We start from the raw sequence: 15,207 nt of genomic DNA on the forward strand, positions 1-15,207 counted from the left end.
CCGGGGACGATTCCGGAGGAGTGACTAGAGAGTCTTAGGCAAAACCGGGATTCACGCAGGAGATTTTTTCGGCAGTCAGGGCCGAAAAAAAGTGAGCATGGGCAGAGAATGCACATCAAGCATTCTTTGCACATACGAACGGTGCTCCGGCGGGGATTCCGGTTTTGTCTTAGACTCTCTTCGCGACAGAGGTGTCCCCGGAACTTAAGCCTTCCTCCCGCCCGAACCAGCCAGCCCGCTGCCGCGGGATTCCTCTCACCGTCCCCCCGCCATCTCACACTTTCCGACTTGCATCACTTTAAGCTGAAGTCCAAGCGCTACACTCCTAAATCCCAAGTTGCCACAACCACCTTGACAACTTTTCCCAAATATTGCATACTTGAATTTGCACCATATTCCACCAAAGGAGATCTTAATATGCTAATGTACCTATGGCTTATCGTTGGTTTTGTATTTTTAATTAAAGGGGCCGACTTTTTCGTAGAAGGCTCCTCCAGCGTTGCCAAGCTTTTAAAAATACCTACTATAATAATAGGACTCACTATCGTTGCTTTCGGGACAAGTATGCCGGAGGCATCTGTGAGTATTACCGCTGCCATGGCTGGAAAGAATGAGCTTTCGCTCAGCAACGTAATCGGCTCTAACATCTTTAACCTTCTTGTGGTAGCAGGAGCCAGTGCCGTACTGCGGCCCATTCACGTGGAGAATTCTGTTTTGAAAAAGGACTTTCCTTTTTCTATATTTATAACCCTTGTTCTTCTTATTATGTGTATTCCCAGCAAGTTTCACAGCAGTAAAATTTCTGTTTTGACTCAGACAGAAGGAGTACTCCTGCTTTTGCTTTTTGCATTTTATCTCTACTGGACCGTTCGCCATGCCCTGAGGGCCCGCCATTGGATGGCTGAGGATTCCGAACCCAGGGTCCTGTCTCCCCTCTGGACAATACTGTATATTATACTGGGACTGGCTGGCATCATCTGGGGAGGCAATCTTGTGGTAGACAGTGCTACCGCCATTGCCCAGGCATTTGGACTCAGCGAGACCTTTATCGGCCTGACGATTGTGGCTCTGGGTACATCCCTTCCGGAGCTGGTTACCTCTGTTGTTGCTGCCCGCAAAGGGGAAAGTGACATTGCCATGGGCAATGTCATTGGGTCTAATATATTTAATCTGCTTTTAGTACTTGGGGCTTCCTGCACTCTCCATCCTGTAGCTGTCAACCTGTTTTCCGTGTATGACATTATTATTCTGATGGCTGTAAGTATTTTCACATACATTTTTGCCCTTCACAAGAGAACCTTGAGCAAAAAAGAAGGAGCACTTATGCTCCCTATGTACCTGGCCTTTTTCTGTTTTATTTCATTTCGGTAGATGCTAAAGTTGAACAAATTCGAACAACCGCCATATCCTCTTATTTTCAGATACAACGGTTGTTCTAATGTTCTTCTTTATTCAATTTTCTACTTTCCTTTTCTTTTTAGTCTATGAATAAGTTTCTTTGATATTAATTAGTTACTATCAACAGTTACACTATAGTTACTAATTATCTATATCAATTCACATTTCGTGTTTCCCTGCTATAAATCACTGGGATTTATTGAAAGTTTTGTATCATTTATCTATACGAGCTAATTCGATATAAATAGGATAATATAAAGTTTCTAATTTATAAATCACGTGTTATAAATCTTCCAAATGCTTATTTATATAATTTCATTCGATATAGGAACTTGTTACCAAATGGATATCAACCTCTTCTTTTATTATACCTTCATTTATTATATAAACATCACATTTTTTTAAAATATATTTCTTCACATATATTTTAAAACCTTTATACTATTTTTGTGGTAATTATTCAATATGAGGACTCTTTGATACGTTACCTGATATGCTTTTCCTACTACAATATCTTTTATGAGGATTTCTCTTTTTTCTTCCTATATACCAGGTCTTTCTACAGGGAATTAAGCCTTACCACTCTCATATTGATTATTAGATTCATTCGTTCCCAATGGACTAATCCTCCTTTACTATTTCTATTCAAATATTACTTTTTTTCCTCCACATCCTTTCCTGATTTCTTTTTCTTTTGTTCTTATCTTGTACTCTCAATACACATAAAGTTCAAAGTACTTTGAAATCCTTTAGATGCTTTGTTTCATCTTTCTAAGAAGATTTATCTTCTCTGGTTAGAAAATGAATATGAAGTAATATTTTCTCTTTAGTTGTTTGTATCTCTCTTGTTTATGTATTTATAATAGCAGAGAGGGTTGTATTTGTCAATATACTTTTTAAAAAAGTTTATGTTTTTTTATAACGATATTTTTAATATTTTTTGCACAGTTTATTTTATAAATTTTCATGAATTGTACTCGCAATTTTGACAAGTTAATTATATTCAGACAAAGAAAGACCGGATGAGTGCTTTCGCTCTCCCCGGCCATTTTCTCTCAGTATGTTCCGCGGTTATCCTCTGCGGTTATAGTTAATCAGACATCCCTTCAGGATAATCTCTCTCTCATCATCGGTAAGCTCACCTAATGTAAGGGTGAAAGGGGTTAATTTCTCTCCTACCGCATATGCGGTAATCTCGGAATCCTTGTTCTCTACAGCTGATTTGATGCCCGGCACCAGAATATAACTGCCGTTGGCAAAGGGCAGTTCTCCTTCCTGGATCAGGAAAGGCAGCATCCCCCAGTTAATCAGGTTAGAGCGATATCTCTTTGTGGCATATTCGTTGGCAATGTTCGCCCATCCGCCCAGCACCTTCTGGCAGGAGGCCGCTTGTTCTCTGGCCGATCCGTCACCAGGCTTTACGGCAAAAATAGTACTTCCCACACCAATATTTCCTTTTCCTATCTCAGGATACTGAGCCTGGATGGTCTCCATAACTGGTTTCAGCTCCGGCAGAGCTTCCAGCGGACAGGTACCGGCCTCAACAGCCTTCTGTGCTTTCTGTACTTCCTTGGCTCTTCCCACGTAAGCAGGATCCTTTCTGGAGAGGGTGAACTCAGCCAGTCCCAGAGGATTGGAACGGTAGGATGAGGTCTCGCCGGAAGGAATAAGTTCGTCTGTTGTTGTAACAGGATCGTGAATCTCAGATACAACCTTTAAAATCAGATTCTCTGCCAGCGGGGACATTTCAGGCCAGTCTTTGATATTTGGACCAAACTGAATCTCCACATTGGGATCTGCCACTCCTTTGCTGTCAAATACCCGGTTGTCATAAATTGCTTTATCAAAATGGTACTGGGGTTTTCTGTAGCTGCCTGCGTATTCGGTAGCTGCTGTGAGATATCCCTTATTCGCCGCTGTGGCAGCTATGGAACGGGCGTCCATAAGTGCAACGGAGGAAATCTGTCCATTCTGGATCTTAGAACCCTCTCTGTTGGGGAAGTTTCTGGTGGAATGACGGATACTGAAAGCGTTGTTGGCAGGCGTATCGCCGGCTCCGAAGCAGGGTCCGCAGAATGCCGTTTTCACAATAGCACCGGTCTCAATTAAGGTCGCCAGGGTGCCGTTTTTGGCAAGCTCCATATAGATTGGCGTGCTGGCAGGGTATACACTTAAGGTAAAGGCATCTGCCCCAATGCTGGCGCCTTTGAGAATATCCGCGGCATCACAGATGTTCTCGAAGCCTCCGCCTGCACAGCCTGCGATGATGCCCTGTTCTACATACAGTCTGCCGTCTTTTACCTTATCTTTTAAGGTAAACGGCACCTTTCCGTCCAGACTTACCTGAGCTTTCTTCTCCACATCATCCAGAATATCCATAAGATTGGCATTGAGTTCATCAATGGTATAGGTATTGCTCGGGTGGAAGGGCATAGCAATCATAGGACGGATCTTGTTCAAATCCACGTAAACCATGCCGTCGTAATACGCCACCGCGCCCGGCGCCAGCTCCCTGTACTCCTCCGGTCTCTTGTGGATCTCATAGAATTCTTTGATCGCATCATCTGTCTTCCAGATTGAAGAGAGGCATGTAGTCTCTGTTGTCATAACATCAACGCCGATTCTGAAATCTGCACTGAGCTTTTCAACCCCGGGGCCTACAAACTCCATCACCTTATTCTTTACATATCCGTTGGCAAATACAGCGCCGATAATAGCCAGAGCCACATCCTGAGGACCTACACCCGGGATAGGTTCCCCTGTAAGATATACGCCCACAACCCCAGGCATATTAATGTCATAGGTTTGTCCCAGAAGCTGCTTTACCAATTCCGGGCCGCCTTCGCCCATAGCCATGGTTCCAAGGGCGCCGTAGCGGGTATGGCTGTCAGAGCCCAGGATCATCTTTCCCCCTCCGGCCAGCATCTCACGGGCAAACTGGTGAATAACGGCCTGGTGCGGAGGTACGTAAACGCCCCCATATTTCTTTGCACAGGTCAGACCAAACATGTGATCGTCCTCGTTGATTGTTCCTCCCACTGCACACAGAGAATTGTGACAGTTTGTCAGCACATAAGGTACAGGAAACTTTTCCAGCCCTGAAGCCCTGGCGGTCTGGATGATACCTACAAAGGTAATATCGTGGGAAGTCAGCTTATCAAATTTGACGGTAAGCTTCTCCATATTGCCGGAGGTATTATGCTCCTTTAAAATCCCGTAGGCAATGGTATTCCTGGCTGCTTCTTCTTTTGTCGGCGCCTGTCCGCCCAGCTTGCTTTTTAAGGCGGCCTGCCCATCGCTGGTATCCGGAATGATCTCAGTTCCGTTTACCAGATAAGCACCTGTGTCGTATAATTGTATCATGCTGCTTGTCCTCCTGATTTTTCTTTATTTTCTAAGCATTTTATACCTTACTGTGCGGTGTGCGCCCTGGGTGTCAGCTTTGCACCCGGCAGCACCGTAGCTCAGACCCAAGCCTGCTGTAAGATATGCTGTGAAAAACAATGTTCAAACGATTACCCCTGATTCTTCAGGAACTCCATATAGCTGGTTACCATTAAGGCGATCTTAAAGGTCAGAGCGTCCTCAAATACTCTCACATCCAGCCCGGTACTCTTCTGAATCTTTTCCAGACGGTACACCAGTGTATTTCTGTGCAGGAACAGCTGGCGGGATGTCTCGGAGATGTTCAGACTGTTGTCGAAAAACTTGTTAATGGTAATCAGAGTCTCATCATCCAGGCATTCCGGCAGCTTGCCCCCGAACACCTCTTTGATAAACATCTCGCACAGAGGCAGAGGCAGCTGGTAAATCAGCCGACCGATCCCAAGATTATTATACCCTATAATTGTTTTCTCCGCATAAAATATCTTTCCTACATCCAGAGCCATCTTGGCCTCTTTGTAAGAACGGGAGACATCTCTAATCTCATGCACAATATTGCCGTAGGCTACCCGTACCTGAGACATGGCCTCTGCATTGAGCATGTCTACGATCATGTGAGAGACTTTTTCCACGCTTTCATAGGAATCACTTTCCTCCAGCTCCCGGACGAGTATTATGTTCTTCTCGTCGATTGCAGTTATAAAGTCATTCACTCTGCCCAGGAAAAGATTTTTCAGGGTTTCCATCGCGCTCTGATCCTTTTCGTACTTAGTCTCTATGATGAGCACGACTCTCTTAGCCTCCACTGCTATGTGCAGCTTTTTGGCTCTGTTATATACATCCACTAACAATAAATTATCCAGAATCAGGTTCTGGATGAAATTAGATTTATCGAATCTTTCTTTATAAGCAATAATCAGATTCTGAATACTGCTTACGGCTACCCGGCCTATCATATAGGCATCGTCGCTGCTGCCTCTGGCAACTAATACATATTCAACCATCTGGTTATCGTATATCTTAAAAAAATGATATCCCTGTATGACCTGGCTGTCTGCCATTGATTCCACAAACTCGTGGACATCTACTGCTGCCATGTCATCATCCGGGAACGTAGCGGCCACAGTCTTTCCATCCACATCCATTACACACAGATCAATCCTTGTGATCGCTCTCAATTCCTCCAGAGTCTTTTGAATTACTTGACTTGATATCATGGAATCCCATCCTTTCGGTAATTAGACTTTTATAGCTAATAATATATATCATTTTGCGCAATTGCGCAAGAATAAACCGCCGCACTGCGTAACGCAAGTGCGGCGGCCTACACGGCATCTGTTATTAATTGGTAATAACCAGCTCTGTTTCTTTATCAAAAATATGAACTTTTTCCATATCCAGTGCAAATTTAACGGTATCACCCGTTCTCGCTGTGGTACGGGGATCCACTCTGGCTGTCATGGGGAAGCCCTCAACATCAAAGTATAAGTATACTTCTGCACCCAGAAGCTCATACACTTTAATGGTAGACTCAACCACACTGTTGGGTGACATCTCAATAAAGCTCTCGGAATCATGTACATTCTCAGGACGGATACCCATAACAACGGTCTTTCCGTCATATCCGCCGTCAATGACTGCTTTTGCCTTAGAAGCAGGCAGTTTCACAGTTGTGTTTCCAACCTTGACGGATGCTTCCTTTCCATTCACGGATACTACTCCGTCCATGAAGTTCATCTGCGGAGAGCCGATAAATCCGGCAACAAACAAGTTGCATGGCGCATTATATAAATTCTGAGGGGTATCTACCTGCTGTACCACACCGTCTTTCATTACAACGATTCTGGTACCCAGGGTCATAGCCTCTGTCTGGTCATGGGTTACATAGATAATGGTTGCGCCTAATCTTTCGTGAAGCTTGGAAATCTCAATACGCATCTGCACTCTCAGTTTGGCGTCCAGGTTTGATAAAGGCTCATCCATAAGGAATACTTTAGGCTCACGCACAATGGCACGTCCCATAGCAACACGCTGTCTCTGGCCTCCGGAAAGAGCTTTTGGCTTACGATCCAACAGTTTCTCCAGATCCAAAATTCTTGCGGCTTCCTTCACCATCTTGTCGATCTGATCTTTGGGAACTTTTCTGAGCTTCAGTCCAAATGCCATGTTATCGTAAACTGTCATATGAGGATACAGAGCATAGTTCTGGAATACCATTGCAATATCCCTGTCTTTTGGCTCTACATCATTCACTACCTTATCCCCTATCTTCAGCGTACCGCCTGAGATCTCTTCCAGACCGGCGATCATACGAAGGGTAGTGGACTTACCGCATCCTGAAGGGCCTACAAAGATGATAAATTCTTTATCTTCAATCTCCAGATTAAAGTCTTTTACCGCCTCGAATCCGTTGGGATATGTCTTGTTGATATGTTGTAAGGATAAACTTGCCATTTTAAACTCCTCCTAGCTTTCGGTTCGTTGTATTCATTAACTGTACCTAGTATAACACTAAGTTCCGAATTCATACCATGGTTCAAATACACAAAGATTCCCGCTTGTCCTTGTCAAGATTACGGTTGGATTGTCACTTTAACGAATTCCATATAAAATACTGTACAATTTACACAATACCGCTGTCACTGCCGATAACCGTGCCTTCCAGGTTCTCCCTGAGAACCTGGAAGCCTACGGTAACCTTAAAAAGATCTCCGTCCAGGTAAATGTCAAAGGTACCTCCCTGAAGCTCTGTCAGGCTTCTGGCAATGGACAGCCCCAGGCCGCTGCCTTCAGTACTTCTGGATATGTCTCCCCGTATAAACCTCTCTGTCAGTTCACTGGCCTGTATATTCAGGGACTGCTGAGAGATGTTTTTTACACTGCAGTATACCCATCCCATTTTGATGCCTACATCCACATACACCCGGGTATCCTCCAGGGCGTATTTGCCCACATTGCTGAACAGATTCTCTATCACCCGGAAGAGTCTCCGACCGTCCGCCATGATAATTGTGGGTTCCTTGGTGATATTCATGACCAGCTCCAGGCCCCGTTCCTGAAACTTCTCTATAAATTCCCCGCTGATCTGGTTCAGCAGTTCTTTAAAGTCCAGCCTTGTGCACTCCAGCTCCACATTGCCTGTGCTGATTCTGGATGCCTCCACCAAATCCTCCGTCAGCTGTTTCAGCCTCTGGGATTTGGTGTCCAGAATATCTATATAATTCTTTACTTTTGGATCCTCTATTTTCTCCCGTTTCAGAAGCCCCACGTAGTTAACGATGGAGGTGAGAGGTGTCTTAATATCGTGGGACACATTCGTGATAAGCTCTGTCTTCAGACGTTCATTTTTTATACTCTGGCTTACTGCTTCCTGCAGTCCGCTTCCAATATCGTTAACCGCTTCAGCAATCTCTCTGTTCACCCCCCGAATTTCTTTCGCAGGGAGCTGATAATCTGACTCGCCCTCTGCAATCTTCCGTACCCCCGCCAGAACCTTCTGCTGCTCCGCCGCCTCTCTGAGCATATAATAGCAGGCATAGATGTTCCAGAGAATGCATAAAATGATTCCCGCGGTGCCGAACAGAAGCAGAACTATATTTACCAAAAGATAGATGAAAAAGGTCAGAAGCACCCGGTTTCGTATCTTTCTTTTTTTCTGGAGCCTGCCCAGGGTACCTATCAGGTATTTGCAGGCACTGTTCTCCCAGAGAATTCTTCCCTTTCCCCTTCTCACAAAGCTTAACAGCTCAGTAATCAGCAGCGCGGACACGAGGAATGCTGCTGCCGCCGTAATTCCTATAGTAATCTCCGGACTCAGATCTGCTATCCAAACCATCCCCAGCCCCGCTGCGCCGGCCCCTCCGGTTATAAGAAAGAGGAGAAGGAGCACTTCTGTCTTCATGCTGTCAATCGGATAGAGCACTACCCGGTCTTCCCCCGGAATCCTCCCGGTAAGGGCACAGAGGATGCAGAAGCCCAGAAGTATAATCAGGCCGGATACCAGCATATTCCAGAAGGAAGCACGTACCCACGGGCCCCATTTGTCAAAGATTTCTTTCCCCTCCCTGAGCCTGTCATTGGCAGAGAAAGAGGTATCTACACTAATCCTTACCGTATAGACGCAGTTCCCCATCAGATCATGCCCCATCTCCCTGATGAGTACATTTCTCTGCTTATCTGAAAACTTAAAGTTCGTGTCAAGCTCATAGCTGCCTGTCTTAAAATAAATATAGTATTTGCCGTTTTCCAGATCTTCTTCTATATTCTCTGTATTTTTATATACGCTGCCTGTATTTAAGTTTGTCACCTGGTACTTCAGATTGCATTCCCCGGACTCAAAGGTATTCTTAAGGGTGGCATATCTGGTAATATCTCTGTCAATCCGCTTTAACACTCCAGCCAGATAGACCCTCCACTGATCTCCGCTCATATGCTGTATGTTTTTATCTGACTCCGCCATCTCATTGATCCCATCAAACCCAATGGGGGCAAACCGTTCGATAAACTCTCCGGCTCCTTCTGTATTCAGCGTGCCGTCCTCCTGCTGGACGTCATTGAGCCATTTTGTATAGGATGTGTCAATTTCTACCCAGGTATGGAGATCTCCCAGACGGTACGCCAGCCCGTTAACCACGTCCCCGGAAACCAGCCCGTTATTGGCATAATCATAGATATCAATGATTTTCTCTGCATCATAGACCCCGTCTGTCTCAAAATTTTCCTTAAGCTTAATATATTCTGCCAGGGAGCCTGTCATCCTGCTCACATCAGTAATAAACTGTGAAGTCTGAGTATAATCCTTAGCCTTATAATTATCCCAGCCGTCCTCCTTCCATGCCTGCCCTACCACACTGATGGATATGGCAATGCTTAAAACTACAACCTCCACGCATACCAAAAGGCCCAAGAACAGATTTAATCTGGGAATACGCTTTAAACTCTCCATATCCTTTCCTTCCTGCTACAGCTTTTCAACCTTATACCCAATTCCCCAAACCACCTTCAGGTAGCGGGGTTCTTTGGGATTAATCTCTATCTTCTCACGGATATGACGGATGTGTACAGCAACTGTATTATCCGCACCGATTGCTTCCTCATTCCATATATTTTCATAGATCTGCTCAATGGAGAATACTTTTCCGCAGTTTTTCAAAAGAAACAGCAGAATATTATACTCTATAGGCGTCAGCTTTACCACCTCGTCATCCACGGTCACCTCTTTCAAGTCATCATTCACGGACAGACCTCCTGACTGGTATACATTAGTGCTTTCCCCGTGGAGTGTGCCCAGCTTTGTATACCTGCGCAGCTGGGATTTGACTCTGGCCACCAGCTCCAGAGGATTAAAGGGCTTGCTCACGTAATCATCTGCCCCTATATTAAGTCCCAATATCTTATCGGAATCCTCCGACTTTGCTGAGAGTATAATAATGGGGATTCCGCTGGTCTCCCTGATTTTAAGGGTGGCACGGATTCCGTCCAGCCTCGGCATCATAACATCCATAATGAGAAGGTGCACTTCTTCCCTCCCCAGGACCTCCAGCGCCTGCTCCCCGTCATAGGCCTTTAATACCCTGTACCCTTCCTGGGTAAGATAAATCTCTATTGCCTCTACAATTTCCTTATCATCATCACAAACTAAAACCTGAAACATTGTTTTTCACCCTCCTTTTCTTCTTTCGTATAACCTCTTATTTCCGGCAATCTTGTCTTAGGCGTACGGCACAGACCGTCCCCCGCACTAAGGGCATACAGCTAAGGATACCCCAGGGCATTTTATACATACACTGTTAGCCTAACATAAATGTTGATAATTTTCCACTGGATAATTTGCAAGAATGCTTTACTTTCCACGAAATGGAATCTATAATATTTTCTATATAAACTTACACGATCACAATTCAATTGTATGGGAGAAAAAGTATGAAGAGGAAATTATTGGCAGCCTTTGCGGCTGTTCTTAGCGTAACTATTGGTCTCACCGCCTGCAGTCAGGGTACTGAAACCCCAGAGAAGGGGTCTGATGCTCCGGTGTCTCTCACCATCTGGCATTATTACAATGGACTCCAGCAGTCCCAGTTTGAGACAATGGTAAGTGACTTTAACAGTACTGTGGGGGCAGAAAAGGGAATAGTTGTGGAGGCCTTCAGCCAGGGATCCATCAATGAACTGGAAGAAAAGCTTTTGGCTTCCGCCAACAAGGAGGTAGGTGCGGAAGAACTTCCGGATATCTTCGCGTCATATGCGGACAATGCTTACACCCTGGATGAGATGGGCCTTGTTGCGGATCTCTCTCCGTATTTTACTGAGGAAGAACTGTCCCAGTACCGGGAAGAATATATTGATGAGGGACGTTTTACTTCAGATACCTTAAAGATCTTTCCTGTAGCCAAGTCTACGGAGCTTTTATTCCTAGATAAGACTGACTGGGATAAATTTGCCGATGCCACCGGGGCTCAGCTGTCTTCTCTCTCCACTATGGACGGTTTACTCTCCACGGCTGAGGAGTACTATAACTGGACAGACAGTCTCACGGAAGACCCTGATGACGGAAAAGCCTTTTTTGGGTGGGACTCTCTGGCCAATTATATGCTGATAGGAGCCCGCCAGATGGGCTGTACAATTTTTGATGTACAGGATGGGAAGGTTTCTCTGCATCTGGATGAGAATATTATGCGCACACTTTGGGACTCTTATTATGTCCCCTATGTGAAAGGTTACTTTACTGCCAACGGCCGGTTCCGCTCTGATGATATGAAGACAGGGGATCTCATCGCCTATGTGGGTTCTACCTCCAGCGCTTCTTACTTTCCGGACGAGATTACAGTAAGCGATACAGAATCTTACCCTATTGAATGCAAGATCCTGGAGGTCCCGCAGTTTTCAGGGGGAGACTCCGTATGCGTGCAGCAGGGCGCCGGAATGGTAGTTGCCAAAGCCGATGAGAAGCAGGAACGGGCCGCCACAGAATTTTTAAAATGGTTTACAGATACAGAACGTAACATGGAATTTTCCGCCACCAGCGGCTATCTGCCGGTAAAAGCGGAGGCATACAGCTCAGAAACCGCCGTCCCCGGCAAGGGGGAGGACATGAACCCTAAAATTGAACAGTCCATTGAGGTATCCTTCCAGCAGCTGTCCCATATGACCTCTTACACAAACAGGCCTTTTGCAAATGGCACAAAAGCAAGATATACCTTAGAAGATTCCATCAAAGAAAAGGCTGCTGCTGATTATACTGCCATTCAGGATTTGGTGGCCTCCGGTACATCCAGGGAGGAAGCAGTCAGCCAGTTTACTACAGACGATAATTTTAATACATGGCTGAAGGGACTGTCAGACAGTCTGAACCAGCTTACAAAGTAAAAGACTTTAAGGCAGGAATAACTCATGAAAAAAGAAAACCATCCCGGAACTATACTGCATAAGATTATAATTCCCGTTGCTTTGGTTCTAATGCTCCAGGCCTGTTTGCTGTGCGGTATCTTATACTGGGGCGGTCCCCTGGAGGAGTCCAATAAAAACGCCTTTAATGTGATGGAAAGCCGTACCACCGGAAGGGCCAATATTTTAGAGAACAATATGGTGCAGAATTGGTCCAACCTGGCCAAATGCCAGCAGGCCCTGGCCGGCTGTGCGGAAGATGTGGCCAGCTCCAGGAATATCAGTTACGAGGATCTTGGGACAGATACAGAAGCCATCCCAGATTTTCTGTGCAGTGCCTCTCAGCCCATGATCGACACCCTCCGGCAGAATGGTGTTACCGGGATCTATGTGATCTTAAATGGTTCCGGCAATCAGCCGGATACGGCAGAAAAAGCCGGGTTATACCTCCGGGACTATAACCCCAACGCCGGTTCTCTGGATAATACGGATCTCTTTATTGAAAAGGCTCCCGTATCTGTGTGCAAATATCTGGGGATTCCCCTGGATATCAACTGGGGATCTCATTTTTCCCTGACAGAGAATTCTACTTACTACTATAATCCCCTGCATGCATATACCAGCAATCCCTCCCTGGGCACTGTCAACGCAGGGTACTGGGACGGGCCCGTACAGGTCACGGAGAATGACATCAGTATACTCACCTACTCCCAGCCTCTTCTTGCCTCCGACAATACCTGCTACGGAGTACTTGGAGTCAGCATATCCCTGGATTACCTCCGGGAAATGCTCCCCTCTGCCGAATTAAGCTCGGGCAATTCCGCCAGCTACCTTCTGGTCCAGAAGCTGAGCACAGATTCAGCCGATCCAAGGTATAAGATCATATTGTCCAGCGGTTCCTCCTCAAAGTATTACCTGGGGGATGCAGAAGAGATCGCTTTTTCCTCCAAAGCTGTATACGGAAATATCTATCCCCTGAAAAACAGCAAGGATTTCCCTAAGGACGAGACCATTTACGGCAACATAACACCTCTGAAGCTGTATAATACAAATACACCCTTCGTGAATCAGTCCTTGTACCTGATTGGGATCTCGGAAAAGGATCATATCCTCAGCTTTGCCGCTTGGCTGAAGCACAATTGTTTTCTTCTGATACTGGTATCTCTGGCTGTAGGGATTTCTTCCGCCTTTCTTATCAGTTACCGGATCTCGACGCCCATTATCCGTCTGTACAGAAAAGTAAAAACCAGCAGCCCCTACACCCCGGTTCAGCTGGATAAGATACAGATTAAGGAGATTGACCAGCTGGTATCTTCCATTGAAGAATTAAGCGCCTCTGTGGCCGAGCAGGCTTCCAGGGTTTCCAAGATACTGGATATGGCCTCTGTGCCTATCGCTGCCTTCGAATATAAATGGGGAGAGCCCACCGCGTTCTGCTCTAAGAACTTTTTTCAGATGATCGGACAGGGTGAAGCTCAGCCGGATAACTTTACCATCTCCGCTAAAGATTTTAAGGTATTTATGGAGGACCTCCGGGAGTATATGCAGTCTTACTCCAACACAGAGGGATTCGGCATCTACCGGCTCAGGGATGAACAGGGACATCTCCACTGGTTCCGTATGCGCATTCTGGAGACTAAGGAAGCCATTACAGGGGTAATTACGGATATTACCCTCGAAATGGCTGAAAAACACCGCCTGGAATATGAAAGGGATTATGATATCCTTACCGGTCTTCCCAACCGGAGAGCTTTCCTCTCCGCCATGACGGATCTCTTCTCCAGGCCGGAAGTATTAAAGTACGCTGCATTGATTATGATTGATCTGGATAACCTAAAGTATATCAACGACACCTACGGGCATGACTGGGGCGACGAATACTTGAAGTGCGCCGCCGTTGTCTTCAAAAACCTTGCAGATAAATCAGCTGTCACAGCACGCATCTCCGGGGATGAGTTTAACGTCTTCTTTTATGGGTATGACACAAAAGAACACCTGGAGGATGCCATCACCGACATGAGATGCCTGCTCTTAGACGCCCATCTGACCGTGCCGGACGGCACCCAGTTTAAGCTGAGGGCATCCGCCGGAATCGCCTGGTATCCGGAAAACAGCACAGTTCTGGACGAACTCATCAAATTCGCTGATTTTGCCATGTATCAGGTGAAGCACTCAGACAAGGGAAACATCCAGGCCTTCGACATGTCCAGCTATAAAAAAGAATCCTACCTTCTCAGCGGCAAGGAAGATCTCCATCAGCTGATTGAGCAGAGGCTGATTGATTATGCCTTCCAGCCTATTGTAGAGGTTGCAAGCGGAAAGGTTCTGGGATATGAAGCGCTTATGCGTCCCCAGGTGCCCTCCCTCAAAAGCCCTGTGGATGTATTAACCATCGCCCAGTCTCAGTCCATGCTTCAGCCCATAGAAGCTTTAACCTGGATGACGGCGCCGGACATTTACTTTAACAGGCACATGAAGGGCAGTACAGATTGTCCCCTGCTTTTCATTAACTCCATCCCCAACCAGCGGCTGTCCGATTCAGAGGCAAACGAACTGGTCAAGAGGTTCGGCAGTTATATGGATCACATAATCCTGGAGCTTACAGAGATTGCCCAGCTGAGTCCCCTCTGTCTGGCTCACAAAAAACAACTCTGCCATCAGTATCATATGAGAATCGCACTGGATGACTTTGGTGCAGGGCATAACAGTGAGGGCGTTCTTCTCTCCCTTATGCCTGAATATGTAAAACTGGACATTGAACTTATTCACAACATTGACACGGATAAAAACAGGCTGGACTTCCTGGAAAATCTGATTATATACTTTAAGTCTAAAAATATTAAAATTATTGCAGAAGGTGTGGAGACAAAAGAGGAGCTTGAGGTCCTGGCTCTCTGCGGGGTAGACTATATCCAGGGATTTTTCTTCGGAAGGCCGCAGATGGTACCAGTCCCCCCTCTTCCGGAAGCCGTAGAGACACTGGCTGACATCCGGAATTCCCACCCGTTTAGAGAACAGCGGCATGACAGCGGCAGATAAAGG

8 protein-coding genes are annotated in these 15,207 nt (G+C 45.9%); 3 read left to right on the plus strand and 5 right to left on the minus strand.

The genetic code is table 11. The features are described 5' to 3' along the window. Window positions 1–417 precede the first annotated feature (417 nt). Window positions 418–1,371, plus strand: a complete 954-nt coding sequence (locus GKG41_RS01480; RefSeq protein ID WP_154256551.1) for a calcium/sodium antiporter — start codon at window positions 418–420, stop codon at window positions 1,369–1,371. A 1,098-nt stretch (window positions 1,372–2,469) separates the two neighbouring features. Here GKG41_RS01480 and GKG41_RS01485 read toward each other — a convergent pair. From GKG41_RS01485 to GKG41_RS01505, 5 genes are all read right to left on the minus strand, one after another. Further along, window positions 2,470–4,761: a hydratase gene (locus GKG41_RS01485; protein ID WP_154256553.1), complete on the minus strand. Its 2,292-nt coding sequence runs from the start codon at window positions 4,759–4,761 to the stop codon at window positions 2,470–2,472. A gap of 152 nt (window positions 4,762–4,913) precedes the next feature. After that, window positions 4,914–5,999 (minus strand): helix-turn-helix domain-containing protein, encoded by a 1,086-nt coding sequence (locus GKG41_RS01490; RefSeq protein ID WP_154256555.1) that lies wholly within the window; start codon window positions 5,997–5,999, stop codon window positions 4,914–4,916. 124 nt (window positions 6,000–6,123) lie between these two features. Beyond that, on the minus strand, window positions 6,124–7,236 hold the full coding sequence (gene ugpC, locus GKG41_RS01495) for a sn-glycerol-3-phosphate ABC transporter ATP-binding protein UgpC (protein ID WP_154256557.1): 1,113 nt from the start codon (window positions 7,234–7,236) through the stop codon (window positions 6,124–6,126). Window positions 7,237–7,405: 169 nt separating this feature from the next. After that, on the minus strand, window positions 7,406–9,727 hold the full coding sequence (locus GKG41_RS01500; RefSeq protein ID WP_154256559.1) for a HAMP domain-containing sensor histidine kinase: 2,322 nt from the start codon (window positions 9,725–9,727) through the stop codon (window positions 7,406–7,408). A gap of 15 nt (window positions 9,728–9,742) precedes the next feature. Continuing rightward, the gene (locus GKG41_RS01505; protein WP_154256561.1) at window positions 9,743–10,435 is read right to left on the minus strand and encodes a response regulator transcription factor; all 693 of its coding nucleotides are present in this window, start codon (window positions 10,433–10,435) and stop codon (window positions 9,743–9,745) included. A gap of 269 nt (window positions 10,436–10,704) precedes the next feature. Here GKG41_RS01505 and GKG41_RS01510 point away from each other — a divergent pair, with 269 nt between their 5' ends. Together GKG41_RS01510 and GKG41_RS01515 are read left to right on the plus strand one after the other, a co-directional pair. Next, entirely contained in the window at window positions 10,705–12,147 is a 1,443-nt protein-coding gene (locus GKG41_RS01510; RefSeq protein WP_154256563.1) for an extracellular solute-binding protein, read from the plus strand. Window positions 12,148–12,171: 24 nt separating this feature from the next. Beyond that, a complete protein-coding gene (locus GKG41_RS01515) occupies window positions 12,172–15,204 on the plus strand; it encodes a GGDEF and EAL domain-containing protein (protein WP_154256565.1) in 3,033 nt (1,010 codons plus the stop codon). The last annotated feature ends 3 nt before the right edge of the window (window positions 15,205–15,207 follow it).

It is taken from the genome of Lactonifactor sp. BIOML-A5, assembly GCF_009677585.1.
Taxonomy (GTDB): Bacteria; Bacillota; Clostridia; order Lachnospirales; family Lachnospiraceae; genus Lactonifactor.

What these genes read in the sequence shown, in the direction of transcription:
- ugpC (WP_154256557.1), bottom strand. Translation starts at nt 7,236, where the DNA reads ATGGCAAGTTTATCCTTACAACATATCAACAAGACATATCCCAACGGA.
- GKG41_RS01485 (WP_154256553.1), bottom strand. Translation starts at nt 4,761, where the DNA reads ATGATACAATTATACGACACAGGTGCTTATCTGGTAAACGGAACTGAG.
- GKG41_RS01490 (WP_154256555.1), bottom strand. Translation starts at nt 5,999, where the DNA reads ATGATATCAAGTCAAGTAATTCAAAAGACTCTGGAGGAATTGAGAGCG.
- GKG41_RS01515 (WP_154256565.1), top strand. Translation starts at nt 12,172, where the DNA reads ATGAAAAAAGAAAACCATCCCGGAACTATACTGCATAAGATTATAATT.
- GKG41_RS01510 (WP_154256563.1), top strand. Translation starts at nt 10,705, where the DNA reads ATGAAGAGGAAATTATTGGCAGCCTTTGCGGCTGTTCTTAGCGTAACT.
- GKG41_RS01505 (WP_154256561.1), bottom strand. Translation starts at nt 10,435, where the DNA reads ATGTTTCAGGTTTTAGTTTGTGATGATGATAAGGAAATTGTAGAGGCA.
- GKG41_RS01500 (WP_154256559.1), bottom strand. Translation starts at nt 9,727, where the DNA reads ATGGAGAGTTTAAAGCGTATTCCCAGATTAAATCTGTTCTTGGGCCTT.
- GKG41_RS01480 (WP_154256551.1), top strand. Translation starts at nt 418, where the DNA reads ATGCTAATGTACCTATGGCTTATCGTTGGTTTTGTATTTTTAATTAAA.